At 71.9% G+C, this 24,620-nt stretch carries 25 protein-coding genes; 8 read left to right on the top strand and 17 right to left on the bottom strand.

Annotated features, from left to right (window positions below):
• Positions 1-290: 290 nt before the first annotated feature.
• Positions 291-971, bottom strand: a complete 681-nt coding sequence (locus F4692_RS11955) for a FadR/GntR family transcriptional regulator (RefSeq protein ID WP_179619849.1) — start codon at positions 969-971, stop codon at positions 291-293.
• 37 nt (positions 972-1,008) lie between these two features.
• Between F4692_RS11955 and F4692_RS11950 the strand changes: the two genes are divergently transcribed.
• The 3 genes from F4692_RS11950 to F4692_RS11940 are packed head-to-tail and all read left to right on the top strand — an operon-like array spanning position 1,009 to position 3,243.
• On the top strand, positions 1,009-2,232 hold the full coding sequence (locus F4692_RS11950; RefSeq protein WP_179619848.1) for an MFS transporter: 1,224 nt from the start codon (positions 1,009-1,011) through the stop codon (positions 2,230-2,232).
• 17 nt (positions 2,233-2,249) lie between these two features.
• Complete coding sequence (locus tag F4692_RS11945) at positions 2,250-2,864, top strand: maleylpyruvate isomerase N-terminal domain-containing protein (protein WP_179619847.1); 615 nt, start codon at positions 2,250-2,252, stop codon at positions 2,862-2,864.
• 16 nt (positions 2,865-2,880) lie between these two features.
• On the top strand, positions 2,881-3,243 hold the full coding sequence (locus tag F4692_RS11940; protein WP_179619846.1) for an HNH endonuclease: 363 nt from the start codon (positions 2,881-2,883) through the stop codon (positions 3,241-3,243).
• Here F4692_RS11940 and F4692_RS11935 read toward each other — a convergent pair.
• Entirely contained in the window at positions 3,203-3,481 is a 279-nt protein-coding gene (locus F4692_RS11935) for a hypothetical protein (protein ID WP_179619845.1), read from the bottom strand. The two genes, F4692_RS11940 and F4692_RS11935, sit on opposite strands and share 41 nt — an antisense overlap.
• A gap of 43 nt (positions 3,482-3,524) precedes the next feature.
• Here F4692_RS11935 and F4692_RS11930 point away from each other — a divergent pair, with 43 nt between their 5' ends.
• Positions 3,525-4,034, top strand: coding sequence for a metallophosphoesterase family protein (locus tag F4692_RS11930; RefSeq protein ID WP_179619844.1), 510 nt, complete (start codon positions 3,525-3,527; stop codon positions 4,032-4,034).
• On the opposite strand, the gene F4692_RS11925 is transcribed toward F4692_RS11930, so the two are convergent.
• Both F4692_RS11925 and F4692_RS11920 read right to left on the bottom strand, forming a co-directional pair.
• Positions 4,003-4,530, bottom strand: a complete 528-nt coding sequence (locus F4692_RS11925; RefSeq protein ID WP_179619843.1) for a DUF2243 domain-containing protein — start codon at positions 4,528-4,530, stop codon at positions 4,003-4,005. The genes F4692_RS11930 and F4692_RS11925 overlap by 32 nt on opposite strands.
• 37 nt (positions 4,531-4,567) lie before the next feature.
• On the bottom strand, positions 4,568-4,771 hold the full coding sequence (locus F4692_RS11920) for a hypothetical protein (RefSeq protein WP_179619842.1): 204 nt from the start codon (positions 4,769-4,771) through the stop codon (positions 4,568-4,570).
• A gap of 92 nt (positions 4,772-4,863) precedes the next feature.
• Here F4692_RS11920 and F4692_RS11915 point away from each other — a divergent pair, with 92 nt between their 5' ends.
• The 4 genes from F4692_RS11915 to F4692_RS11900 all read left to right on the top strand — a co-directional run bounded on the left by F4692_RS11915 (position 4,864) and on the right by F4692_RS11900 (position 10,911).
• Positions 4,864-6,717: an AMP-dependent synthetase/ligase gene (locus F4692_RS11915; RefSeq protein WP_179619841.1), complete on the top strand. Its 1,854-nt coding sequence runs from the start codon at positions 4,864-4,866 to the stop codon at positions 6,715-6,717.
• Positions 6,714-7,562: a glycerophosphodiester phosphodiesterase family protein gene (locus F4692_RS11910; protein WP_179619840.1), complete on the top strand. Its 849-nt coding sequence runs from the start codon at positions 6,714-6,716 to the stop codon at positions 7,560-7,562. Before F4692_RS11915 ends, F4692_RS11910 begins: the two co-directional genes overlap by 4 nt.
• A gap of 35 nt (positions 7,563-7,597) precedes the next feature.
• Positions 7,598-8,674, top strand: coding sequence for a hypothetical protein (locus F4692_RS11905; protein WP_179619839.1), 1,077 nt, complete (start codon positions 7,598-7,600; stop codon positions 8,672-8,674).
• An 86-nt stretch (positions 8,675-8,760) separates the two neighbouring features.
• Entirely contained in the window at positions 8,761-10,911 is a 2,151-nt protein-coding gene (locus F4692_RS11900; protein ID WP_179619838.1) for an MMPL family transporter, read from the top strand.
• Between the two features lie 8 nt (positions 10,912-10,919).
• Here the strand turns inward: F4692_RS11900 and map are convergent, their stop codons facing one another.
• The 13 genes from map to guaA all read right to left on the bottom strand — a co-directional run bounded on the left by map (position 10,920) and on the right by guaA (position 24,567).
• Entirely contained in the window at positions 10,920-11,699 is a 780-nt protein-coding gene (gene map, locus F4692_RS11895; RefSeq protein WP_179619837.1) for a type I methionyl aminopeptidase, read from the bottom strand.
• Between the two features lie 10 nt (positions 11,700-11,709).
• Positions 11,710-12,402 carry a type 1 periplasmic-binding domain-containing protein gene (locus F4692_RS11890; RefSeq protein ID WP_179619836.1) on the bottom strand — a complete coding sequence of 231 codons (693 nt, stop codon included), beginning with the start codon at positions 12,400-12,402 and terminating at the stop codon, positions 11,710-11,712.
• Between the two features lie 10 nt (positions 12,403-12,412).
• On the bottom strand, positions 12,413-13,474 hold the full coding sequence (locus F4692_RS11885; protein WP_179619835.1) for an aldose epimerase family protein: 1,062 nt from the start codon (positions 13,472-13,474) through the stop codon (positions 12,413-12,415).
• Complete coding sequence (locus F4692_RS11880; RefSeq protein ID WP_179619834.1) at positions 13,471-14,700, bottom strand: ROK family transcriptional regulator; 1,230 nt, start codon at positions 14,698-14,700, stop codon at positions 13,471-13,473. The genes F4692_RS11885 and F4692_RS11880 overlap by 4 nt, the downstream gene beginning before the upstream one ends.
• A 9-nt stretch (positions 14,701-14,709) precedes the next feature.
• Positions 14,710-15,993, bottom strand: a complete 1,284-nt coding sequence (locus F4692_RS11875) for a sugar ABC transporter permease (protein ID WP_179619833.1) — start codon at positions 15,991-15,993, stop codon at positions 14,710-14,712.
• Between the two features lie 28 nt (positions 15,994-16,021).
• A complete protein-coding gene (locus F4692_RS11870) occupies positions 16,022-16,795 on the bottom strand; it encodes an ATP-binding cassette domain-containing protein (RefSeq protein WP_179619832.1) in 774 nt (257 codons plus the stop codon).
• An 89-nt stretch (positions 16,796-16,884) separates the two neighbouring features.
• Entirely contained in the window at positions 16,885-17,988 is a 1,104-nt protein-coding gene (locus tag F4692_RS11865) for a sugar ABC transporter substrate-binding protein (RefSeq protein ID WP_179619831.1), read from the bottom strand.
• Between the two features lie 208 nt (positions 17,989-18,196).
• Entirely contained in the window at positions 18,197-18,505 is a 309-nt protein-coding gene (locus F4692_RS11860) for a hypothetical protein (RefSeq protein ID WP_179619830.1), read from the bottom strand.
• A gap of 26 nt (positions 18,506-18,531) precedes the next feature.
• Positions 18,532-20,244 carry a sodium:solute symporter family protein gene (locus F4692_RS11855; RefSeq protein ID WP_179619829.1) on the bottom strand — a complete coding sequence of 571 codons (1,713 nt, stop codon included), beginning with the start codon at positions 20,242-20,244 and terminating at the stop codon, positions 18,532-18,534.
• Between the two features lie 96 nt (positions 20,245-20,340).
• A complete protein-coding gene (locus F4692_RS11850) occupies positions 20,341-21,372 on the bottom strand; it encodes an App1 family protein (protein WP_179619828.1) in 1,032 nt (343 codons plus the stop codon).
• Between the two features lie 27 nt (positions 21,373-21,399).
• Positions 21,400-22,533 carry a hypothetical protein gene (locus F4692_RS11845; protein ID WP_179619827.1) on the bottom strand — a complete coding sequence of 378 codons (1,134 nt, stop codon included), beginning with the start codon at positions 22,531-22,533 and terminating at the stop codon, positions 21,400-21,402.
• Positions 22,534-22,535: 2 nt separating this feature from the next.
• A complete protein-coding gene (locus F4692_RS11840; protein WP_179619826.1) occupies positions 22,536-22,898 on the bottom strand; it encodes a hypothetical protein in 363 nt (120 codons plus the stop codon).
• Between the two features lie 91 nt (positions 22,899-22,989).
• A complete protein-coding gene (guaA, locus tag F4692_RS11835) occupies positions 22,990-24,567 on the bottom strand; it encodes a glutamine-hydrolyzing GMP synthase (protein ID WP_179619825.1) in 1,578 nt (525 codons plus the stop codon).
• Positions 24,568-24,620 lie beyond the last annotated feature (53 nt).

The raw sequence follows: 24,620 nt of genomic DNA, 5'->3' as shown, positions 1-24,620 counted from the left end.
CCGGATCGAGGGCAACATCTCGGACACGTGTGGACGCACTAGCGTGTCGGCATGTCGTCGGATGACGTGCGCGCGGTGCTGCTGTCCGTCGGGACCGTCCTGTGCCTCTGGTCGATGTCAGTGGAGAACCGCGACCGAGACCGACGCGAGCGAGCCACCCGCCAACGCCGCAACCGCTCGAGCACACCCGGTCATCGCGGCTGCTCCTGTGGCTCTTCGGCCTGTGCGTCCTCGGCGCTGTCATCACGTTCTTCGTGTGACGACCCCCGCCCACTCCGGGCCTCACGCGGTCACCGCATGAACGGCTCGAAGATCGCCGCCACGGCGGCGCTCGCCCGCGCCGGGTCCCCCTCGGCGATCGCCTCGACCAGCTCGTGGTGCTCGCCGCGGGCTGCGTCCTCGTCGCCCTCCTCCTCGTCGCGCATGTGCACGGCGAAGACGTCGGTCATGCTGGCGTAGAGCTGGAGGTAGAGAGGGTTGTGCGTGGCCGCCACGACGGCCCGGTGCAGCGCGAGGTCCGTGCTCGCCCGGAGGGCACGGTCGTCGGTCGACCAGCTGGCCTCCCGCTGGTCACGCAGGTCGCGCAGGAGCGCGACGTCGGCGTCCGTGCGGCGTACGGCGGCGAGCGAGGCGGCCGTGCTGTCGAGCGCGAGGCGCAGCTCGAGGTAGTGCTGACGGCTGCCGCCGGCGAGCTCACGGGCGAGCGGCGCGGTGAGCTCCGAGCTCGAGATGACGAAGGTGCCGCGCCCCTGCTCCCGGCTCAGCACACCTGCGTGCACCAGCGACTGGAGCGCCTCGCGCACGGTGTTGCGGCCGACACCGAACTGCGTCACGAGCTCCGGCTCGGTCGGGATCCGCTCCCCGACCGGCCAGCGCCCCGCGGCGACCTCGGCCCGGAAGCGCGCCACAGCCTGGTCGATGAGGCCCTCTCGACGCACCGGGGCCGGCGTGCCAGACTGTCCGCGATTCATCCCATGATCCCATCAGTTGCCGTCCCCGGAGCCTAACGTGACCACTCTGACGCAGCCGCCGCCCTCCGTGCGCCCCGTGCGGCTCACCTTCTGGGCGGGCGTCGCGATAGCCGTGACGGCGGTCAACCTGCGCACGGCCGTCACCGGGTTCTCGCCGCTGCTGGAGACCATCGGGGCCGACCTCGGCTTCGGCGTCGCCCTCATCGGGTTGCTGGGGACCGTCCCGGCGGCGACGTTCGGCGTGTTCGGGTTCCTCGCCCCGACGGTGACGCGACGGTTCGGGCTCGAGCGGACGGCCGCGGCCGCCCTCGCCCTCACAGCGCTCTCCCTCGTGCTGCGCTCCCTGTCCCCCGCACCGTGGGCGCTGGTCCTCTCCACCGTCCTGGCGCTCGCCGGCATCGGGGCCGCCAACGTCGTGATCGTGCCGCTGGTCAAGGCGTGGTTCGCGCACCGCCTGGCGCTGTGGACCTCGTTCTACCTGCTCCTCCTGCAGACCGGTCAGTTCGTCGCACCCCTGATGGCCGTGCCGGTGGAGGAGGCGACGTCGTGGCGGGTCTCCGCGGGGATCTGGGCGGTCCCGGCCGCCCTCGCCGCAGTGCTCTGGCTGGTGCTGACGACCAGGCTGCCCGCCGACCACCACGCCCCCGTCGCGACGACCAGCGACGCGAAGCCCCGGGTGAGCCGGTCGTCGACCGCCTGGGGGCTGATGGTCCTGTTCGCGATGGTCGGGCTGTCCAACTACGCGATCATCACGTGGGTGCCGTCGGTGATCACCGACGCCGGTGGCAGCACCTCCCTGGGCGGCACCATGGTCGGGCTGTACTCCGCGTGGGGCGTCCTGGCAGCGCTGGTCGTCCCCCAGGTCGCCACGCGCGTGGAGAACCCGTTCGCGGTCGTCGTCGCGTGCAGCGCGTTCCTCGTCCTCGGCTACGTCGGGCTCGCCGTGTCGCCGCTCGACGGCACGCTGCTGTGGGTCTGCGCGCTCGGGATCGGGGTCAGCAGCTTCCCGCTGTGCCTGACGCTCATCAACCGCCGAGCGCGGACCCCGCAGTCCGCGTCCGCCCTCTCGGGCTTCGTGCAGGGCATCGGCTACGGCGTCGCCTGCGTCGGCCCCGTCGGCCTCGGGCTGCTGCGCGAGTCGACCGGCTCCTGGACCGCCCCGCTCGTGGTCCTGGCCGCGACCACCGTGCCGGCGATCGTCGCCGGCTGGTACGCCTGCCGCCCGCGCTACGTCGACGACGCGGCAGCCGCGCAGCCGTGAGCCACTAGCCTCGGCCCATGACCGACCGGTGGACCGCCGCACGCACAGCCTTCGCGGAAGCAGCGGACTGGTTCGTCCGCACCACGCGGGAGGTCGGCGAGCGGTGGGAGGCGCCCGGCCTCGGCGAGTGGGACGTACGCGCGCTGGTCGGCCACACGAGCCGCTCACTGCTGACCGTCGAGAGCTACCTGCAGGTGCCGGCCGACGCCGTGGAGGTCGGTTCCACGGCCGACTACTACCGCGTCACGAGCGCGCTGGCCGCCGGCAGTGCCGTTGCCGAGCGCGGACGCCAGGCCGGCGCCGCGCTCGGGGACGCCCCGTCGGCCGAGGTGGCGGCCATCGCCGCACGTGTCGTGCCGCGGGTGGCGACCTGCACGGGCGCCGAGGTGATCACCACGATCGCCGGCGGCATGCGGCTCGCGGACTACCTGCCCACCCGCACCTTCGAGCTCGTCGTGCACACCGCCGACCTCTCCGCGGCCCTCGGCATCGAGTCGGACGTACCCCCGACCCCCGCCGCGGAGGCGCTCGTGCTCGCCGGCGAGCTCGCGGTCGGGTCAGGTCGCGCAGACGTCGTGCTGCGCGCCCTCACCGGTCGCGAGGCCCTGCCTCCCGGGTTCTCGCTCCTCTGACGCCTAGCCTGACGCCATGCCAGCCGCCCGTACGCGTCGCGCCCGCGCGTCCAGGCGGCGCCAGCGCCGGATGGCGGCCGTCACCCACGACCTCACGGCGGGCGACTGGGCAGCCCTGCTCGACGCCTGGGGCGGGTGCGCCTACTGCGGCGCCGCGGGCGTGGCGCTGCAGAAGGACTGCGTGCTGCCGATCTCCCGCGGGGGCCGCTACACCGCGACCAACGTCGTGCCGGCGTGCGCGTCGTGCAACGCGAGCAAGTGCAACGACGAGGTGACCGGCTGGCTGCGCCGCAAGAAGCTCGACGAGCGCGCCTTCCTGGTGCGCCACGCCGAGGTGCTCAGAGCGGTGTGTCCTCCGGCAGCACCCGCAGCACGCTGACGGTCCCCGCCTCCCGGCCCACGACCACCTTCACGCCGTCCAGGCGTCCGAGCGAGGCGCGTACGTCCTCGACCTCGAGGCGGGTGTCGACGGCGATGTCGGCGTCGCGCACGGGCACGGCGGTGGCGGGCCACTCGGAGGAGTCGACCTCGAACGGGTCGAAGTCGGTCTGCGCCGCCGCCCACAGCTGGAGGGCGGCCTCGGCGACCATGTCGTCGACGGTGTCATCGGCAGGCATGCACCCGCAGTACCCACTGGTGGCCGGAGCAGATACTGACGACATGGCGACGCGACTGCTCCTCCTGGCCGACACCCACGTCCCGAAGCGGGCCCGCGACCTGCCGGCCGAGGTCTGGCGGGCCGTGGACGAGGCGGACGTCGTCGTGCACGCGGGCGACTGGGTCGACGTACGCCTCCTCGACGACCTCGAGGCACGCGCGCGCCGGCTCGTGGCGTGCTGGGGCAACAACGACCACGGGGTCCTGCGCGAGCGGCTGCCCGAGGTCGCACGCACCGAGGTCGAGGGCGTCCGTCTCGGCGTGGTCCACGAGACCGGGCAGGCGAAGGGCCGCGAGGAGCGGATGGCAGCGGCGTACGCCGACCTCGACGTCCTCGTCTTCGGCCACAGCCACATCCCGTGGGACACCACGGCCGCGACGGGCCTCCGGCTGCTCAACCCGGGCTCCCCCACCGATCGCCGGCGGCAGCCGCACTGCACCTACATGACGGCCGTCGCCCAGCGGGGCGCGCTGCAAGACGTCACCCTGCACCGCCTTCCGCCACGGGCGTAGGCGTCCACCCGAGGTCGTCGAGGGCGCGCGACCCGGTCCGGGCGACCGCCCAGCCGACGAGCACGAGCGCGACGCCGACGGCGAGGAAGCCGAGGTCCCAGGCGAGCGGACCGCCCAGGTCGTCGCGGACGTGGTGGATGCCGAGCAGCTGGTGGTCGACGAGGCCCTCGACCACGTTGAAGCCGCCCCAGCCGGCCACGACGCAGCCGCCGTGGAAGCGCCAGCTCGGTGGCAACCGCCCCTGGCGCCACTGCGCCAGGGTCACGACCGACGCCCCGACCACGGCCAGCCAGCTGAAGACGTGGAAGAAGCCGTCCGCCAGCGTGTTGACTTCCAGCCTTGCGACGGTGGTCATCGGGTGGTCGCCGGTGGCGCTCAGGAGGTGGTGCCACTGCAGCAGCTGGTGCAGCACGATGCCGTCGACGAAGCCGCCGAGGCCGATGCCGTAGAGCAGGCCTGCGGCCGGGGACGGGGGGTCTCCTGGGGTGGGCGCCATGGCGTCCCGTACCCCGCCGACCACGGGCTACGCCCGGTCAGGCCTCCGGGCCGCCCGGCCGGTGGCTCGCGCAGTCCTCGTTGGTGCACACGCGGAGGTCCACGGTCGGGTCGCCGCCGCCGACGACCCCGTCCGCAGGACCGGCGGGCTCGCCCGTCGCGTCGTCGCCGGACGCGCCGGGATGGGGTTGCAGCCGGACCTCGGAGCCGCAGACCGCGCAGGCGTCGTAGTCGGAGTACACGCCTCCGACCCTAGACCGGGGACCGCCGGTGCTGGCCAGCCGGGACCTCCGGCCACCATGATGTGACCCCCGCCACACCGAGGAGCCCCGAGATGACGTACGAGATCCCCGCAGACGTCGCGGCCGCACGCGAGGACTACGAGGCCCGCATCCTCGGCCTCCACATGCCGGCCACGGTGCGCAAGGCCGCCGAGACGTACGCCGACATGCCCGCGTTCTCCGACCGGTTCGACGTCCCCGAGGGCGAGACCTGGTCGACCATCACCTGGCGCGAGACGTGGGAGCGGACCCAGCAGGTGGCGGCCGCGCTCATCGACCTCGGCGTCGACAAGGGCGACCCCGTGGCCATCATGGCCGCCAACCGCACCGCCCACACGCTGGCCGACTACGGCGCGATGACCGCCGCCGCGGTGCCGATGTCGATCTACAACACCCTGGCCCAGGAGCAGGTGGCCTTCATCGCCGCGGAGTCACGACCGGTGGTGGTCGTCCTCGAGGACCACGACCGCTACCAGCGCTGGGAGAAGGCGCTGTCCGAGGTCGACTCGATCCGCCACGTCGTCATGCTCGGCGACGCCGACCGCGTCGACGACCCGCGCGTGATGACGTGGGACGAGCTCCTCGCGCGCGGCACGGACACGAGCGGCGTCGAGGCGCGCATGGACGCCATCACCCCCAGCCTCCCGGCGACCTACCTCTACACCTCCGGCACGACCGGCAACCCCAAGGGCGTCGTGCTGACCCACCACAACGTGATGTTCGAGGCGGTCTCGACGCTCGACAACGCCGGCCTCCAGGGCCCGCAGCGCTCGATCAGCTACCTGCCGCTCGCGCACATCGCCGAGCGGGTGCTGGCGACGTACTCGCCACCCTTCCTGGGCAGCCACGTGCACGCGATCCCCGACCCCGCCGGACTGCTCGGCGCGCTGGGCGAGGTGCACCCGACGGCGTTCTTCGGCGTCCCGCGGGTGTGGGAGAAGATCAAGACCGGCATCTCCGCCAAGCTCGCCGAGGACCCCGACCCGGCCAACCAGGAGCTCGTGCGCAACGCCATGGCGGCCGGGCTGGCGTGGACCGAGGCCCACGAGTACGGCAAGGAGATGACGCCTGAGGTCGAGGAGGCGTACGCCAGGGCGGACGAGGCGATCCTCGGCTTCCTGCGGCTGCTCCTGGGGCTCGACCAGGTCACGTGGGCCGCCAGCGCGGCCGCGCCGATGCCGCTGGAGGTCGCGCGCTTCATGGGTGGTCTCGGGCTGCGGGTCTACGACGTCTACGGGATGACCGAGACGACGGGCGCGTTCACGTCCAACGGTCCGGAGCACTTCAAGCTGGGGACCGTCGGGGTCCCCAACCCCGGCATCGAGGTGCGGCTCGCCGACGACGGCGAGATCCTCTGCCGCGGCCCCGTCAACACCCCGGGCTACCACCTGCAGGAGCAGGCGACCCGTGCCCTCATCGACGACGACGGGTGGATCCACACCGGCGACATCGGCACGGTCGACGAGGACGGCTTCTACAGCATCGTCGACCGCAAGAAGGAGCTCATCATCACCTCGGCGGGCAAGAACATCGCGCCCTCCAACATCGAGAACTACCTCAAGGAGTCGCCGCTGATCGGCCACGCCATGGCCCTTGGCGACGACCGCTCCTACGTCGTCGCGATCCTCACCCTCGACGGCGAGATCGCACCGCTCGTCGCGCAGAAGATGGGCATCGAGTTCACCGACCTCGCCGACCTGTCGCAGAAGCCGCAGATCCGCGCGATGGCGCAGGCGGCCGTCGACGCGGCCAACGAGCGGCTCAGCAGGCCCGAGCAGGTCAAGGCCTGGGAGCTGCTCGCCGACGAGTGGACCGCCGAGTCGGAGGAGCTGACCCCGACCCTCAAGCTCAAGCGCCGCGTGGTGCGCACCAAGTACGCCGACGTGGTCGACAGACTCTACGAGTGAGCCCGGCCCCGTTCGACCTCCAGGCGCACCGCGGCGGCGCCGGCCTCTGGCCGGAGAACACCCTGGAGGCCTTCGGTCGTGCGCTGGCCCTCGGCGTCTCGACCCTCGAGCTCGACGTGCACCTCACCGCCGAGGACGACGTCGTCGTCTCCCACGACCCGTCCGTCCACGGCAGGCTGGCGGACGCGCGCCGGATCCGCGAGCTCACCCGCGCCGACCTGCCCCCGACGATGCCGCTGCTGCGCCAGGTGGCCGCCCTGCTCGACGAGCGCGACGCCGACCCCGTGCGGGTGAACCTCGAGATCAAGTACGACGCGCTCGACGCCGCTGGGCTCACCACGCGCGCGGCCTTCGTCGCCACGGTGGTCGAGGCGCTGCGGATCGACGGCCTCGTCGGCCGCACGAGCATCCAGTGCTTCGACTGGGGTGTGCTCGCACGGGTCGCCGAGGCCGAGCCGGCGCTGGAGCGCAACCTGCTGGTGTCCCCGAAGTACCTGCGCTCGACGGCCGACCACCCCTCCCCCTGGTTCGACGGGCTCGACGTCGACGCCGACTTCGTGCGCACCGCGGCGGCCGAGGGGTTCACCGCGATCTCCCCGATCCACGGCTCGCCCTACCTCTCCGGTGTCGACGACCCCGGCTACCGGCCGTACGCCACGCAGGCTCTGGTCGACGAGGCGCACGCCGCGGGGCTGCGCGTCGTCCCCTACGTCGTCGACGACGTCGCCACCATGCGCCACCTCGTGCAGATCGGTGTCGACGGCCTGATCACCAACCACCCCGAGCGGCTGCGCGAGGTCGTCGCGGAGGCAGGGCTCCCGCTGCCCGATCGCTTCCCTCGATGACGCAACCAACCCACCGGGTCACACGTCTACCTGGCATGAGGACGCCCACCCCGACCCACCGGCTGGCCCACACGCTGGTCGCCGCGACCGCGCTCACCCTCGCCGCCGGGCTCGCGCCCGCGACCCCGGCCTCGCCGGCGGCCGCTGCCGTCGAGCGCCCGGCGCCCCGGACCATCCTCGACGTCGGCGACCTCGACCAGGGCGACCCGCCCGCGATCGTGTGGAGCGAGCGCACCTCGGGCCGCACGGTCATCCACGGCACGGACGGCACCACCACCCCGGCACCCAACCGCCTCAGCGAGATGGCGCCCATGGGCTCCGGCTACGTCATCCAGACCTACGGGGCCGGCGGGGCACGCACGCGCTGGATCGCCGCGGACGGCACCCCTGGACGCCGCGAGTGGCGCACCGGCGCGGGGCTGGGCGTCTCCGCGAAGGGGCGCGCCGTCGGCTTCTCCGGACGGGCCGGGAAGGTCTGGACGATCGACGAGCAGGGCGACCGCGTCCTGTCCTTCAACCCGGTCCCGATCAGCACCAGGGGCCGCGCCGTCGCCGTCCTCGGCGAGGACTGCAAGGAGGACGGGACCAGCAACGGCTGCACCGTGGTCGTCAACGGCGCGAACCGGGCCTTCTCCACGTCGTCGCACGGGATCGTCGACCGCGTGCCGCGCCTGCGCCAGGCCACCACCGGGCGCGGGCGCTGGCTCGGCGGCATCACCTCCGTCAGCGACTTCGGGTCGTGCAGCGCGATGCTGCGCGGCTGGACGTCCCGGTGGCGCACCTGCGACAACCAGCTCTCCGACATCTCCCCCGACAACCGGCACGTGCTGGGCACCCCGGCGTACGCCGACGGGTTCGGCCCGACCGCGCTCGACGTGCTGGCCACGGCCGACGGGTCGGTGGTCCGCTCCTTCGCGGCCGCCCGCGACGGCAGCTCGGCCACCTACTTCGACGAGGTCTGGGAGGACGCGGCGCACGTGCTGGTCGTGACCTGGCAGGACGACGAGTGGGCGGTGGTCCGCCTCGGCGTCGACGGCTCGATGGAGTACGCCGTGGCACCGCGCCGCGGGTCCATGGACACCCGGGCGCCGTTCCAGCTCCAGACGCGCTGATCCACGCCTGACCATCGCGATCCCGGTCTAGACATCCGGGGAATCACCGATGCGGCATGTCGGACCGTGCTGCTGCACTGGGACGCATGCACCAGAAGATCGCCGGCTCCCTCACGGGACGCATCACCAAGTGGCTCGTCCTCGTCGCCGTGGTCGCGCTGACCGGCCTGATGGCGACGTTCTCGGCCAAGCTCGTGGACGTGCAGAACAACGAGGCCTCGTCCTGGCTGCCGGGCTCGGCCGAGTCGACCAAGGTGCTGGACGAGCTGTCCCAGACCGTCGACCCCAACGACATCCCGACGCTCGTCGTCTACCACCGAGACGGTGGGCTGACCGACGACGACCTGGCGACGATGGAGGAGGACGGCGCGGAGATCGCCGAGCTGGACGGCGTCACCGACCAGGGCGTGCTCACCCCGGCCGCGGCCCAGGCGGCCGCCGCGCAGGGTGCTCCCGTCCCGACGCTCGTCTCAGCCGACGGCCAGGTGGCCTACCTCTACTTCGTCCTCAACTTCGGCGCCGACGGGTGGAACGCCATCCCCGAGGCCGCCGACGAGATCCGCGACCTCGCCACGCTCGACGGCGGTGAGGTGCACCTCGCGGGCTACGGCGGCCAGGCGGCCGACTCCGCCGAGGCCTTCGAGGGCATCGACACCAACCTGATCTTCGCGACGCTCGGCGTCGTCATCGTCATCCTGCTGTTCACCTACCGCAGTCCGGTCCTGTGGCTGCTGCCGATCCTGTGCGCGGTGTCGGCCAACTTCATCGCGACGGGCCTGGTCTACCTCCTCGCCAAGTACGCCGACCTCACCGTCAACGGCCAGAGCCAGGCCATCCTCAGCATCCTGGTCATCGGCGCCGGCACCGACTACGCGCTGCTGCTCGTCGCCCGCTACCGCGAGGAGCTGCGGCGCCACGAGGACCGGCACGAGGCCATGGCGTTCGCCCTGCACCGCGCCGCCCCGGCGATCTTCGCCAGCGCCGCGACCGTCGCGGTCGGCATGCTCTGCCTGTCCTTCGCCGAGCTCAACTCCACCGCGGGCCTCGGCCCCGTGGCCGCGATCGGCGTCACCGTGACGGTCCTCGTGATGACCACGCTGCTGCCCGCGCTGCTGGTGATCTGCGGACGCTGGGTGTTCTGGCCCAAGCGGCCCACCTACCGCAGCGCCGAGCCCACCTCCACCGGGCTGTGGGCCCGCGTCGGCCGCGCCATCAGCCACCGGCCGCGCCGCGTCTGGGTGGTGACGACCGGGCTGCTGCTGCTGGCGTGCCTGGGCCTGTTCCGCCTCGACACCTCCGGGCTGTCGACCGAGGAGACCTACACCCAGGAGTTCGACTCCATCAAGGGCCAGAAGCTGCTCACCGACCACGACCTGTCCGACAACTCCAACACCATCCAGGTGACGACCGCGACCGACCGGGCGGGCGACGTGCAGTCCGCGCTGTCCGGCATCGACGGCCTCGGCGCTCCGGGCGAGGTGCAGGAGCTCTCCGACGGCCGGTCCTGGTTCGAGGCCACCATCGACGCCGACGTCTCGTCCAGCACGGCGTCCGACATCGTCGAGGCCGCGCGCGACGCAGCCCACGACGTCGACGGCGCGGACGCGCTCGTCGGAGGCGGCTCCGCGTTCTACCTCGACACCAAGATCGCCTCCGACCGCGACAGCCGGGTGATCATGCCGCTCGTCCTCGGCGTGGTCCTGCTCATCCTCATCGGGCTGCTCCGGGCGCTGCTGGCGCCGCTGATCCTCATCGCCACGGTCGTGCTGTCGTTCGGCGCCGCGCTCGGCATCTCGGCGCTGCTCTTCGAGTACGTCTTCGGCTTCGCCGGGTCCGACCCCGGGTTCCCGCTCTTCGCGTTCGTCTTCCTCGTCGCGCTCGGGATCGACTACAACATCTTCCTGATGACCCGCGTCCGGGAGGAGACCGCGACCTACGGCACCCGCAAGGGCTCGCTCATCGCGCTCGCCTCCACCGGGGGCGTCATCACCTCGGCCGGCGTCGTGCTCGCGGCGACCTTCCTCGTGCTCGGCTCGCTGCCCCTGGTGTTCCTCGCCGAGCTCGGCGTGGCCGTGGCGCTCGGCGTCATGCTCGACACGATGATCGTCCGGTCGGTGCTGGTGACCGCCCTCAACCTCGACCTCGGCGGCAAGATCTGGTGGCCGAGCACGCTCGACTCAGCCGACGAGCCGTTGACCGAGGCCGAGGCGCAGCGCCCGCTCGAGACGGTGCACTAGGCCGGCCGTCAGCGGGCGCCCGACGGCAGCGTCAGCACCTCGGCGCCGTCCTCGGTGATCGCGACGGTGTGCTCGCTGTGGGCCGTCCGGCAGCCGGTCTCGCTGCGCAGCGTCCAGCCGTCGTCGTCGGTGACGAGGACGTCGGTGTCGGCCATGATCCACGGCTCGAGCGCGAGGAGCAGTCCCGGGCGGAGCTGGTAGCCGCGGCCCGGTCGGCCGTCGTTGGAGACGTGGGGGTCCTGGTGCATCGTGGTGCCGATGCCGTGGCCGCCGAACTGCATGTTGATGGGGTAGCCCGCGTCCGACAGGACGGTGCCGATGGCGTGGGAGAGGTCGCCGATCCGGGCGCCCGGACCGGCGGCGGCGATCCCGGCGGCCAGCGCGCGCTCGGTGGTCTCGATGAGGTCGACGCTCTCCGCCGGCCTGCTCTCCCCCACGATGAAGCTGATCGCGGAGTCGGCGGCGATCCCGTCGAGGCGGACCGCGAGGTCGAGCGTGAGCAGGTCACCGTCCTCGAGCCGCTGGTCGCGCGGGCGGCCGTGGAGCACGGCGTCGTTGACGGCCGTGCAGACGTAGTGGCCGAACGGGCCCCGCCCGAAGGACGGGGCGTAGTCGACGTAGCAGGACTCGGCGCCGGCGTCACGGATCATCTCCGCCGTCCACCGGTCGAGGTCGAGCAGGTTGGTGCCGACCTGGCTCCGCTCCTTGAGCGAGTGGAGGATGTCGCCGACCAGGGCCCCGGTGCGGCGGGCGCGGTCGACCTGGGCGGCCGTGAGGATCTCGATCATCGCGGTCCCATCATCGCAGGCCCAGTCGTACGCACCGCTTCGCGGTCTCCCCGCTGCAGAGGTCGTCGAGGGTGACGACCCCCTGGCCCACCAGCACGGAGGTGAGGGTGTCCACGGTGACCTCCTGGCTCTCGTACAGCCAGGACTCCACGCCGTCGACGACCTCGGCGTCCGCCGCGGGTGTGTCGGCGAGGAAGGCGACGGCGACGTCGGCGGCCCGCTCGCTCATCGCCCCGGTCGGCACGTAGGTCATCGCCTCCTCGTCGCCGAGGAGCACCTCGCGAGCCGCGGCGAGGTCGGTGCCGCGCTGCGTCGGGAGGGCGCCGCCGGCCAGCCCGACGAACCGGTCGGACCCCGGGACCAGCTCTCCGAGGGAGACCACCGGCAGGTCGCTGCCGGTCAGGGTGTCGAGGCCGTCGGTGTCGACGGGCACCACCACGACGACGTCCGCCGAGGTCGCCTCGGCCTGACGGGCCTGGCTCTTCTGGGTGGCGGCGTCGCCCTCGGCGTCGAAGACCTGCACGCGGCACTCGTCGCACGTCGCCTCGACGCGGTCGGTGAAGCGTGCGACGTCGACGGCGCGCGACGATGCGTCCGAGCCGTCGGCGACGAGGAGGGCGACGGTCGGCTCGTCGCCCACGCACCCGGCCAGCAGCGGTGCGACGGCGACGATCACGAGGGCGGGGATCCGGGCGCGCAGCATCTCGAGGAGGTTATCGGGTGCCTGGTGCGGCACGGCCCCACCGCCACTCGAGGACGGAGCGGTAGGTGTCACCGGGGCGGAGCACCGGCGACGGCCACGCGTCGCGGTTGGGCGAGTCGGGGAAGAGCTGCGGCTCGAGCGCGACCCCGGCGCGACGGTGGTGCCGCCCGCCGCCGCGCGCACGCTTCTCCCCGTCGAACGCGTTGCCGGTGTAGACCTGCAGGCCCGGCTGGTCGGTCCACACCTCGAGCCGGCTGCGGACGGCCGGCTCCTCGAGGACCGCGGCGCGGCGCAGGCCGCTCCCCCGCAGGACGAAGTTGTGGTCGAGCCCGTCGACCGCCGCCACCTGCGGGTGCGCCGACTCCGTCGCCTCACCGAGCCGGGTCGGCCGACGCAGGTCGAAGGGGGTGTCCTCGACCGGCGCGTGGTCCGTCCCGAGCGGCAGGCCGGTCCCGTCGATCGGGGTGAACAGGTCGGCCTCGACCTGCAGGACGTGGTCGTCGACCGGACCCGACCCCTCGCCGGCGAGGTTGAAGTAGGCGTGGTTGGTCAGGTTGACGGGCGTGGGGGCGTCGGTGGTCGCCTCCATCGTGACGCTCACGACGTCCCCGGCGACGCGGTAGCGCACGACGGCCGTGACCGTCCCGGGGAACCCCTGGTCGCCGTCGGGGCTCACCAGCTCGAGCACCACCTCGTCGGGGGTGTGCGTACGTACGTCCCAGAGGCGCACGTCGAAGCCGTCGGGTCCGCCGTGCAGGCTGTTGCCCCGGTCGTGGACCTCGACCTGCACCTCACGACCGTCGAGCGGGAAGCGCCCGTGGGCGATGCGGTTGGCGTAGCGGCCGATCGTGCCGCCGACGTAGCCGCCGCCGGCGAGCCGCTCGGCCACGTCCGGCAGGCCGAGCACGACGTCGCGGCGCACGCCGTCACCACCGACGGCCCCCAGCCGGTGCACCGTCGCACCGAGGTCGAGCACCTCCACCACCACATCCGGCTCGCTGCCGATCCGCAGCACGTGCACGGGGCGACCGTCGGGCATCCGGCCCAGGACCGAGGTGGACACGGACGTCATCCGGCGAGCCGGGAGCTCACGTCGTCGAGCGCCGTACCGAGCGCGGCGACCGGGTCGACGAAGAGCGGCTCGAGGGCGATCTCGGCGGCACCCAGCAGGGACGAGTCGGCCCCGAGGCCCGGCAGCGTGAGGGTCACCGACTCCAGCGGCGCGGGCAGGGCCCGGTCGGCGAGGCCGGCGTTCACCTCGGGACCGACCAGCATGTAGAGCGAGCGCAGGTAGCCACCGAGGATCACGGTCCGCGGGTTGAACATGTTGACCAGGCTGGCGAGCCCGTGCCCGAGCGCGGTGCCCGTGGCCCGCAGGGCGGGCGACGGCGAGTCGAAGGCGTCGAGGACCTCGCCGAGCTGCGCCACCCTGTCCGCCGGGCACTGGATCGCCTCGGCGATGGCGTGGGCGCCGACCTCTGTCTCCCAGCAGCCGCGGTTCCCGCAGTGGCACGGCCGGCCCTCGGGGTCGAAGCGCAGGTGCCCGACCTCCCCGGCGTAGCCGCCGGCCCCCTCGAGACGGTGACCCCCGGTGATGACGCCGGCGCCGACGCCGACGTTGCCGGAGATGTAGATCAGCTCGTCCGTGCCGACCCCCGCGCCGCGGGTGTGCTCGGCGAGGGCGCCGAGGTCGGCGTCGTTGGCCAGGCACACGGGGACGTCGAGCCCCAGCGCGGCGAGCACGATCGCTCCGAAGGACACGTCGTGCCACTCGAGGTTGGGCGCCAGCCGGATCAGCCCGTCGCTGCGCCGCACCAGGCCGGGGACGCTGATCCCCATCCCGACCAGCGGCGAGCGTGCGGGTGCGTCCTCGACCACGGCGCGGACCAGGGAGGCCACGGCCGCGCCGACCTGCCAGGCCTCTCCGTCGGCGTGGACCGGGGCCTGCGCCCGCTGCAGGATGCGCCCGCCCAGCCCGACCCGCGCCACGACCGCGCGGTCGACACCGAGGTCCACCGCGATGACGTAGGGCCCGTTGTCAGCGACGCGCACCCCCGCCGACGGGCGGCCCGCACCCTGGCGCACGCCCTCGGCGGGCTCGGCGCGCTCGGAGATGCCGAGCTGCTCGAGCTCACCGACCAGCCCCGCGATCGTGCTGCGGTTCAGGCCCATCCGGCTCGTCAGCTCGGCGCGCGACATGGCTCCGGCGCTGTGCACGTGCCGGAGGACCGTGCCGAGGTTGTGGCGCCGGACTGCCTCCTGGTTGGTGCCGAGGCCCGTGCGCCGCTGCGGGCTCACGGTGTCGACCTAGACGCCGGCCGAGGAGCGACGGCGCCGCGAGATGGCGTCGACGCTCGCGGCGAGCAGCAGCACGCCGCCGGTGACGAGGAAGTTGATGTAGCTGGCCTGGTTGAGCAGACCGAGGCCGTTGGGGATCGTCGCGATCACCAGGCCGCCGATCACGCCGTCGATCGCCCGGCCGCGCCCACCGAAGAGGCTGGTGCCGCCGATGACCGCCGCGCCCACGGCGTACAGGAGCACGTTGCCGCCGCCGGATCCCGGGGACACCTTGCCGACGTACGACGCCAGCAGCAGGCCGCTGAGCGCGGCCATCGACGAGCAGATGACGAAGGCCATGATCCGGATGCGGCGCACGTTGATGCCGGCGCGACGGGCGGCCTCGGCGTTGCCGCCGACCGCGTAGAGGTGCCGACCGAAGCGGGTCTTGGTGAGGACGAACGTCCAGAACAGCAGCAGCGCGATCACGACCGGCAGCACCCACGGGATGCCCGCGATCGTGAAGTTGGGGTTGGGCGCGCGGTTGGCGTTGAGGAGCGCGGTGAGGCCGAGGACGACCGCGGCCAGGACCGCGATGCGGATGACGACCAGGCCGATCGGCTGGTGGACCAGGCCCTTGGCGGACAGCGTGCGGTAGCGCCACAGCGACAGCGCGGCGAAGCCGACGACGATGAGGACCGCCACGATCCACCCGGCCGTGACCGGCACGTTCTTGATCGAGAGCCCGCGCAGCACGGCGTCGTCGTAGCGCAGCGAGCCGCCCGAGCCGATCAGCCGCAGCGGCACGGCCTGCAGCGCGAGGAAGAAGGCGAGCGTCACCACGAAGGACGGGATGCCCAGGAAGGACACCAGTGACCCGATGGCCGTGCCGATCAGGGCGCCCACGGCGACACCGGCGAGGGTGGCCGCCCACCACGTCCAGTCGTGGTCGATGAGCATCAGCGCGGTGATCGTCGCGCACGCGCCGCCGGCGACACCGGCCGAGAGGTCGATCTCGCCCAGCAGCAGGACGAAGACGATGCCCATCGCCATGACGCAGATCGAGCCGGCCTGGATGACCAGGTTGGCCATGTTGTAGGTCGTCAGGAAGCGGTCGTTGAGGGAGGCGAAGACGATGAAGAGGAAGATCAGGCCGAGGATGGCGGGCAGCGAGCCCATGTCGCCGCCGCGCAGCCGGTTGAGGTAGTCGCGGGCCGAGTCGCCGATGGTCGCGGCCTGGCGGTTGTCGTTGTCGAAGCCGCTCGAGGCGGGGGTGGCCGCCGAGCCGGTCTGGGTGTCTGCGTCGGTGCTCATGCTGGGTCTCCGGATCCTTCTCGGCGGGTCAGACGGACGCGGTCGCGGGGTTCTCGGCGATGCCGAGGTCCCCGGAGCGTCCGGCGGTGATGAGCTCGACGACCTGGCTGTGGGTGACGTCCTTGACGGGGACGTCGGCCGCCACCCGGCCGAGGTAGAGCGCGGTGATCCGGTCGGCGACCTCGAAGACGTCGGTCATGTTGTGCGAGATCAGCACGACGCCGAGGCCGCGGTCGGCGAGCCGGCGGACGAGGTCGAGCACCTGCCGGGTCTGGGCGACACCGAGCGCGGCGGTCGGCTCGTCGAGGAGGACGACCTTGGAGTTCCACAGGACGGCCTTGGCGATGGCCACGGTCTGGCGCTGGCCGCCGGAGAGGCTCGCGACGCTCTGGCGCACGGACTTCACGGTCCGCACGGACAGCGACGCGAGGGTCTCGCGGGCGCGGGTCTCCATGGTGACCTCGTCGAGGCCGAAGCGGGAGGTCTCCTCGCGCCCGAGGAACATGTTCTCGACGATGTCGAGGTTGTCGCACAGCGCGAGGTCCTGGTAGACGACCTCCACGCCGAGCGCGGCGACGTCGCGCGGGCCGTGGACCTCGACCTGCTTGCCGTCGAAGTGGTAGTCGCCGCTGTCGCGGCCGTAGATGCCGGCGATGATCTTCACCAGCGTCGACTTGCCGGCGCCGTTGTCGCCGACCAGTGCGGTGACCTGACCGGGGTAGACGGCGAAGTCGACGTCGTGCAGCACGTGCACCACGCCGAAGCTCTTGTTGACTCCGCGCAGCTCGAGCAGCGGTTCCATGGTCTTGCTCCGATCAGGACGAATTTGTTGTGCGGGACGACGGTGATCGGCGCCCGGGCCGAGGCCCGGGCGCCGATCGACGGGCGGGATCAGCCGATCCCGGCCTCCTCGCACAGCTTGGCGAAGTCACCCGCGCAGACGTCCTCGGCCTTCTGGCCGCCGTCGTCGATGACGTCGCCGACGTTGTCCTTGGTGATGGCCTGCGGCGTGAGCAGGATCGAGGGGACCTCGCTGTCGTCGGAGGAGTCGACCGTGGTGCCGGTCGTCTCCGCCTCCTCGCCGTTGGCGAGCGCGATGGCGACGTCGGCGAGCGCCTCGGCCTCCTGCGTGGCGGACTTGTAGACCGTCATGCACTGCGTGCCGGCGAGCACGTTCTGCAGACCCTCGACCGTGGCGTCCTGGCCGGTCACCGGCACCTTGCCGGCCTGGCCGGCACCCTCGAGGATGCTGATCGCGGCGCCGCCGAGACCGTCGTTGGCGGCGAGCACGCCGTCGACCTTGCCGTCAGCAGCGGTGTAGAGCTGCTGGAAGATCGTGGCGGCCTCCTCGTTGTCCCAGTCCGGGACGGCCTGCTCGCCGACGACCTTGTAGTTGCTCATCTCGTCGAGCACGCTGTGCGCGCCCTCGGCGAAGAGCGTCGCGTTGTTGTCGGTGGGCGAGCCGTTGAGGTAGACGATGTTGGCGTCCTTGTCGCCGAGGCAGTCCGCGAGGCCCTGACCCTGCAGCTCGCCGACGACGGTGTTGTCGAAGGACACGTAGTACTCCGCGTCGCCACCGAGGGTGAGGCGGTCGTAGTCGATCGTGGACACGCCCTGCGAGGTGGCCTTCTCCTGGATCGCGGCACCCGACTCGGAGTCGAGGTTGACGATCGCGAGGACGGTGACGCCGTTGCCGATCATCGTGTCGGCGATCTGCGTCATCTTCTCCGCGTCGCCCTCGGCGTTCTGGATCTCGTACTCGACGCCGGCCTCGTCGAAGGCCGCCTCGAGCGCCGGACGGTCCGCGCTCTCCCAGCGCACCGAGGACTCGGTGTCGGGGAGGATCACGCCGATCTTGCCCTGGGCCTCGCTGCTGCCGCTGTCGCCGCCGGAGTCGCCGCCCGAGTCGTTGCCGGAGTCGTCGCTGCCGCACGCGGACAGGAACATCGCCGAAGCGACGAGGGGGACGAGGACCAAACTGTGCTTCCGCTTCACGCGAACCGCCTCCTAAGCGATCTTGGTCGCACATCAGCCGGTCGAGGACGTCCAGCCTTCGCGCATATGTTGTCCGGCACAACATATGGAGTGAGCACCGTCACGTCCAGACCCACCGCTGCGGCGTTGCCTGTTTGTTACCGAGCGGTTCAGACCAGTGCCGTCCCGAGGGGTGGGGACGTGGCTCGGTGCGCGGCTCAGTGCGTGGTCACTGCGCGGGCGGGCGCTTGCGCTGCGGCGCGGGACGGGTCGGGTCGTCGTCGGGACGGTCGAACTCCTCCGGGACCTCGATGGGCTTGAGGCGCGCCCACGCGAGGAAGGCCACGGCCACGACGACCAGCGCGAGGCCGGTCCACAGGTTGGCGTTGACGTCCCCGGTCTTCTCGAGCTCGGGGTCCCCGAAGAGGCCCGCGAGCGCGAGGATCACGCCGTACACCCCCATCAGCGCGCCGATGATGTTGCGGATGTCGAAGGCGCCGGCCTGGTGGGTCCGGGTGCTGGTGCTGTCGTCAGACATGGTGGCTCCTCTCCTCGGTCAGGGGCTCAGAACGCGAAGTTCAGGACGACGACCATCGCGAGCGCGATGCCGGCCAGTGGGATCGTGCGCCGGTACCACGGCATGGCCGCCTCGTCCGGGTCGACGAGGTCCTCACGCGGGGTCTCGGAGTAGACGAGTCCCTTGAGCTCCGAGGCCGGCTTCGGCTTCGTCACCAGCGACACGACCACGCTGAGCGCGATGTCGACGACGAACGCCGTCGAGGCGGCGAGGAAGGCAGCGCCCTGGCCGGGCAGGTCGATCACGCCCGCGGCCGCGAGCCGGTCGACCGCGATGGCGGACAGGGTGCCGAACACCAGTCCGACCCAGCCGGCCGTCGGGGTCATCCGCTTCCAGAACATGCCGAGGATGAACGTGGCGAACAGCGGAGCGTTGAAGAACCCGAACAGCGTCTGCAGGTAGTTCATGACGTTGTCGTAGCCCATGGCGATCTGCGCGGTGAAGATCGCGATCACGGTCGCTGCGATCGTCGCGAGGCGCCCGATCCGCAGGTAGTAGTCGTCGGAGTGGTCCTTGCGGATGTAGCGCTGCCACAGGTCGTAGGAGAACACGGTGTTGAACGCCGAGATGTTGGCCGCCATGCCGGCCATGAAGGCGGCGAGCAGGCCGGCGATCGCGAGGCCGAGCAGGCCGTTGGGCAGCACGTCGCGCATCAGCAGCAGGAGCGCGTCGTTGTAGGTGACGTCGCCGGACGCCCCGCCCGAGGGCGTGCCGCCGCCCTTGAGGTCGATCATCTCCTTGACCAGGACGGCGGAGATCATGCCTGGGACGATCACGATGAACGGGATGAACATCTTGGGGAAGGCGCCGATGATCGGGGTCTTGCGGGCGGCCGAGATCGAGTTCGACGCCATCGCGCGCTGGACCTCGACGAAGTTGGTCGTCCAGTAGCCGAAGGACAGCACGAAGCCGAGACCGAAGACGATGCCGATCACGGACAGCAGGCCGGAGTCGAAACCGGCGAGCGCCTGGCCCGGCCAGGAGTTGAGCTGCTGCTCGGCGGAGGCGACCTCGGCGCTGGCGGGCGCGCTGCTGGCCGCCTCGGTGATCTTGTCGGTGAGCCCGCTCCAGCCGCCGACCCGGTTGAGCCCGATGAGGGTCAGCGGCGTCAGCGCGGCCACGATGACGAAGAACTGCAGGACCTCGTTGTAGATCGCCGCGCTCAGGCCGCCGAGGGTGATGTAGGACAGCACGATCACGGCGGCGACGATCAGGGCGATCCAGGTCGGCCAGCCGAGGAGCGCGCTCACGATCCCGGCCAGCAGGGCCAGGTTGACGCCCGCGATCAGCAGCTGGGCGACCGCGAAGCTGATGGCGTTGACGAGGTGGGCGCCGGTGCCGAACCGCTTGAACATGAACTCCGGCACCGAGCGGACCTTGGAGCCGTAGTAGAAGGGCATCATCACGACGCCGAGGAACAGCATCGCGGGGACCGCGCCGACCCAGAAGTAGTGCACGGTCGGGAGGCCGATCTCGGCCCCGTTGGCCGACATGCCCATGATCTCGACGGCGCCGAGGTTGGCGGAGATGAACGCCAGGCCGGTGACCCACGCCGGGAGCGAGCGCCCGGAGAGGAAGAAGTCGATCGAGTCCGACACCGACCGGCGCGCCATCACGCCGATGCCGAGGACGAAGCCGAAGTAGATGGCGACGAGCAGGTAGTCGAGCCACGACGCATCGATCAGGGTGTCTGACGACATGTCACCTCCCGGGATTTCTTCAGTTGGGCCACCCAGCAACCTAGACCCGTCGAGGCGCCCGGCGCGAGCACCACCACCCTTCGGGGCGTCGCCCCGTCACCCCGTCACCCCGCCGAGGAGCCCGGCCGCCTCGGCGTGACGGCGTACGGCGTCGCTGTCGGCGGCGAGCACGAACGGCACCTCGTGCTCCCACGCGTCGGACACGGCCTCCACGCGCCCGTCACCGGGGTCGAGCCGCGTCTCGCGGATGTAGACCGCCAGGACGCGCCCCGGGTGCTCGCGCACGGTCTCGGCGTAGATCTCGGGGTCCCGCTCCCCCGAGTCGCCGATCAGCACGAACGGCAGGTCGGGGTGCAGCGCGAGCACCTCGCGGATCCGGCCGTGCTTCTCCTCCCGACCCGCCCGGGAGCCGAGGAGGTCGCGCAGCAGGACCGGTCCGAGCGGGAAGCCGCGGTGGCGCAGGAACGCGTCGAGGAAGGCGTGGAGGTTCCACGGGCTCGAGGAGACGTAGAAGACGGGGTTGGCGTCGCCGCGCGCCAGGTCGCGGTAGAGCTCGACCACCCCCGGGAAGGGCGTACGGGTCAGCGCCGACCCGGTGAACGTCTGCAGGACCATCCGGCCGACGCGCTGCACGCCGGTCTCGAGGATCGTGTCGTCGACGTCGGACACCACGCCGAAGCTCGCCGCGGCCGTGGGGACCCGCACCCGGATCGGGGTCGGGGGGACGTCGACGAGGCCACGGTAGGGACCGTCCAGCCCGACCGTCCCGTCCACCCACGGTCCGTCGGAGCGTACGCCCGCCAGCCGCACCACGTAGTAGCCCTCGTCGTCGGTGGTGGTCGTCGCCTCGATCTCCCCCACCCGCACCCGCAGCGGCACGCCGGGGAGCTCGTCGGTGAGGAACGAGCGCAGCGTGCGACCGACCGCCGCGCGCACGCCCTCGCCCTCGACGGCCCGCGACAGCGGCGGGTCGTCCACCACCCGTCCGCGGACCACGACACCCTCCGGACCGCCGTGCCCGCCGTAGGACTCGATGCGGAAGTGGTCGGGCGAGCGACCCTCCCGCCGCCTCGCCCGCCGCGCGTCCCACGCGTCCTCCAGCGCCAGCACCCACCCCGGGACTCCCATGCCGACGACCCTAGGCGAGCGCAGCCCTCAGAGGTTCACCTCGGGCGGGCTCCAGTCGCGCTGGCTCCCCTCGACCTCGTGGACGTAGGCGGTGAGACCCAGCTCGGAGTTGGCGGCGCTCTCGACGTCCGCGACCGGCTCGCTGCGGATCGCGTCGAGGGCCTTGCCCATCTCCTCGCTCATCTGCTGCAGGTCGGCGGTGAAGCCGTCGAACAGCGCCTTGGCGGTGAGCGCCTGGGTCGCCTCCATCACCCGCGTCTCCGACGGCACGGCGTACGCCAGCCCGCCGGTGATCACGCTGATGGTGCCGGCGATGAGGGAGGCGGGCGGGATGAGCGCGACGACGCCGGTGCCGTAGCTCACGCCGCCCAGGATGCCGTCGAGCAGGCTGTTGTCCTGGAGCTCGCCGGTGGGCCACGCGCCGCTGGGCTCCTTCCACTCCTGCCACTGCTGGAGCGCGAGCCGCGCCTGGTCGCGGGTCTGCTGGGCCGCCTTGACCAGGTTCTTCTGGTAGTCCGAGACCGTGGAGCACACGGCCGCCGTCGCCGCGCCCAGACGGGCGGTGGCGTTGCGATAGAGGGCGCACTTGTCGTTGACGTCGTTCCAGAACTCGTAGAAGGACCCGGAGCTCTGCGAGGTCGCCGGCCAGTCGGCCTTGAGGCGAGGCAGCCAGTCGGGTGCGTTCTCGGTGTCGTCGACGGGCACCCAGCCAGCGGACGCGGTGAGCTGGGAGTCGAGGAAGCGGCTCAGGTCCGCCAGCCTGTTGGCGGACGACTCGATGACCTCGGCGTCGGGCTCCCAGATGTTCTTGCTGTAGATGCGGAAGAGCGTGCTGGTCGCGCCGTTCTTGTAGACCGAGTGCTCGCGCTCCCACACCTCGTTGATGCCGTCCTGCATCGCCCGCATGATGTCGGCGTTGGTCGTCGAGCCGGACATGAAGTCGGGGTGGGTGGTCGACATCATCACGATGCCGGACACGCGCTCGAAGCCGTGGTCACCGGGGTAGGTGAGGGCGACCTGCTCGCGCGTGTAGCCCTCGGGTGGCTCACGGTCCCACTCCGCGTTCTGGAAGCGGAGCGCGGCCTCGTTGCCGGCCAGCTGGCCGATGAGGTCGGCGATCTCCTCGAAGAGCGGCTCGACCTGGTCGAGGATCCCGGACATGCTCACACCTCCGGGGCGGTCGGCTCGGCGGGGAGGTCGGGGTCGCCGACGTACTGCTGCTGGCCCTCGAACCAGAGCCGGGCGGCGTCGTCGACGGCCACGAAGTCGTCGGCGATCCGGTCGAGCGCCGTGGCGCTGTCGTTGAAGGTGCGCACCAGCTCGCGCAGGTGGGCGAAGATCTCGACCGACAGGCTCCCGAGGTCGCTCGCGATCGCGTGGTTGCCGGCCAGCGCGACCTGCGCGAGGACGGGCTCGATCGCCTCGGTCACGTCGCTCGCGCGGCCCGCGAACAGCGTCGCCTTCTCCGGCAGCACGTCGTGTGCGACGTGGTAGATCGTCTCCATCTTGATGGCGATCTCGGACACGGTCGGCCTCCCCCTGGGTCGGTGCTCGTGTCTCGATGCTTCCCCGACGACCCGCCGTGAAACCCAGCCCCGGCTCAGGGAGCGGCGCGGCTCACTCCCACTCGATGGTCCCCGGCGGCTTCGAGGTGATGTCGAGCGTGACCCGGTTGACCTCGGCCACCTCGTTGGTGATCCGGGTGGAGATGCGCTCCATCACCTCGTACGGCAGCCGGGCCCAGTCGGCGGTCATCGCGTCCTCGGAGGTGACCGGGCGGATCACGACGGGGTGGCCGTAGGTGCGGCCGTCGCCCTGGACGCCGACGGAGCGGACGTCGGCGAGGAGCACGACCGGCATCTGCCAGATGTCGCGGTCGAGGCCGGCGCGGGTGAGCTCCTGGCGGGCGATCGCGTCGGCGCGGCGCAGGATGTCGAGCCGGTCGGAGGTGACCTCGCCGATGATCCGGATGCCGAGGCCGGGGCCGGGGAACGGCTGGCGCCAGACCATCTCGGCGGGCAGGCCGAGCTGCTCCCCGACGAGGCGGACCTCGTCCTTGAACAGGGTGCGCAGCGGCTCGACGAGCGCGAACTCGAGGTCCTCCGGCAGGCCGCCGACGTTGTGGTGGGACTTGATGTTGGAGGTGCCGGCGCCGCCGCCCGACTCGACGACGTCCGGGTAGAGCGTGCCCTGCACGAGGAAGCCGACCTTCTCGCCCTGCTCGGCCGCCTCGCCGAGCACCTGGACCTCCGCGGCCTCGAAGGCGCGGATGAACTCGCGGCCGATGATCTTGCGCTTCTCCTCGGGGTCGGTGACCCCCGCGAGAGCGGACAGGAAGGTCTCGCGGGCGTCGTAGACGTGGAGGTTGACGCCGGTGGCCGCGACGAAGTCGCGCTCGACCTGCTCGGCCTCGCCCTCGCGCAGCAGGCCGTGGTCGACGAAGACGCAGTGCAGGCGGTCGCCGATGGCGCGCTGCACGATGGCCGCGGCGACGGCGGAGTCGACGCCGCCGGACAGGCCGCAGATCGCCAGCCCCGACTCGCCGATCTGCTCGCGGACCCGCTCGATCTGCTCCTCGGCGATGTTGAGCATCGTCCAGGTCTGCCGGGCGCCGGCGATGTGGTGCAGGAAGTGTTCGAGGACCTTCTGGCCGTGCTCGGTGTGCAGCACCTCGGGGTGCCACTGCACGCCGGCGAGGCCCCGGTCGACGGCCTCGAACGCCGCGACCGGGGTGACGTCGGTCGACGCGAGGACGGTGAAGCCCTCGGGTGCGCGGGCGACCGAGTCGCCGTGGGACATCCAGACCGTGTGGTCGGCGGGGATGCCTGCGAGCAGGGTGCCCGGCTCGCTGACGGAGACGGGGGTACGGCCGTACTCGCGCGCGCCGGTGTGGGCGACCTCGCCGCCGAGACCCTTGGCCATCAGCTGGAAGCCGTAGCACATGCCGAAGACGGGGACCCCGGCCGTGAAGACGGTGTCGTCGATGCCGGGCGCGCCGTCGGCGTACACGCTCGAGGGGCCGCCGGACAGGATGATCGCCTTGGGCTTGCGGGCGAGCATGTCCGCGATCGGCATCGTGTGCGGGACGATCTCGGAGTAGACGCGCGCCTCGCGGACGCGCCGCGCGATCAGCTGGGCGTACTGCGCCCCGAAGTCGACGACGAGGACCAGGTCGTGCTCTGCAGGCTGCGTCACGCTCGGAGTCTATCGGCGCCCTCTCTCCGAAATCGCATCAGGACCCGACCGGG

It is taken from the genome of Nocardioides cavernae, from assembly GCF_013410035.1.
In the GTDB taxonomy this organism is placed as follows: domain Bacteria; phylum Actinomycetota; class Actinomycetes; order Propionibacteriales; family Nocardioidaceae; genus Nocardioides; species Nocardioides cavernae_A.
The sequence above is the reverse complement of the archived record's forward strand: the minus strand, read 5'-3'. Positions and strand labels throughout refer to the sequence as shown.

What these genes read in the sequence shown, in the direction of transcription:
- F4692_RS11955 (WP_179619849.1), bottom strand. Translation starts at nt 971, where the DNA reads ATGAATCGCGGACAGTCTGGCACGCCGGCCCCGGTGCGTCGAGAGGGC.
- F4692_RS11945 (WP_179619847.1), top strand. Translation starts at nt 2,250, where the DNA reads ATGACCGACCGGTGGACCGCCGCACGCACAGCCTTCGCGGAAGCAGCG.
- F4692_RS11940 (WP_179619846.1), top strand. Translation starts at nt 2,881, where the DNA reads ATGCCAGCCGCCCGTACGCGTCGCGCCCGCGCGTCCAGGCGGCGCCAG.
- F4692_RS11935 (WP_179619845.1), bottom strand. Translation starts at nt 3,481, where the DNA reads ATGCCTGCCGATGACACCGTCGACGACATGGTCGCCGAGGCCGCCCTC.
- F4692_RS11930 (WP_179619844.1), top strand. Translation starts at nt 3,525, where the DNA reads ATGGCGACGCGACTGCTCCTCCTGGCCGACACCCACGTCCCGAAGCGG.
- F4692_RS11925 (WP_179619843.1), bottom strand. Translation starts at nt 4,530, where the DNA reads ATGGCGCCCACCCCAGGAGACCCCCCGTCCCCGGCCGCAGGCCTGCTC.
- F4692_RS11915 (WP_179619841.1), top strand. Translation starts at nt 4,864, where the DNA reads ATGACGTACGAGATCCCCGCAGACGTCGCGGCCGCACGCGAGGACTAC.
- F4692_RS11905 (WP_179619839.1), top strand. Translation starts at nt 7,598, where the DNA reads ATGAGGACGCCCACCCCGACCCACCGGCTGGCCCACACGCTGGTCGCC.
- F4692_RS11900 (WP_179619838.1), top strand. Translation starts at nt 8,761, where the DNA reads ATGCACCAGAAGATCGCCGGCTCCCTCACGGGACGCATCACCAAGTGG.
- map (WP_179619837.1), bottom strand. Translation starts at nt 11,699, where the DNA reads ATGATCGAGATCCTCACGGCCGCCCAGGTCGACCGCGCCCGCCGCACC.
- F4692_RS11890 (WP_179619836.1), bottom strand. Translation starts at nt 12,402, where the DNA reads ATGCTGCGCGCCCGGATCCCCGCCCTCGTGATCGTCGCCGTCGCACCG.
- F4692_RS11885 (WP_179619835.1), bottom strand. Translation starts at nt 13,474, where the DNA reads ATGACGTCCGTGTCCACCTCGGTCCTGGGCCGGATGCCCGACGGTCGC.
- F4692_RS11875 (WP_179619833.1), bottom strand. Translation starts at nt 15,993, where the DNA reads ATGAGCACCGACGCAGACACCCAGACCGGCTCGGCGGCCACCCCCGCC.
- F4692_RS11870 (WP_179619832.1), bottom strand. Translation starts at nt 16,795, where the DNA reads ATGGAACCGCTGCTCGAGCTGCGCGGAGTCAACAAGAGCTTCGGCGTG.
- F4692_RS11860 (WP_179619830.1), bottom strand. Translation starts at nt 18,505, where the DNA reads ATGTCTGACGACAGCACCAGCACCCGGACCCACCAGGCCGGCGCCTTC.
- F4692_RS11855 (WP_179619829.1), bottom strand. Translation starts at nt 20,244, where the DNA reads ATGTCGTCAGACACCCTGATCGATGCGTCGTGGCTCGACTACCTGCTC.
- F4692_RS11850 (WP_179619828.1), bottom strand. Translation starts at nt 21,372, where the DNA reads ATGGGAGTCCCGGGGTGGGTGCTGGCGCTGGAGGACGCGTGGGACGCG.
- F4692_RS11845 (WP_179619827.1), bottom strand. Translation starts at nt 22,533, where the DNA reads ATGTCCGGGATCCTCGACCAGGTCGAGCCGCTCTTCGAGGAGATCGCC.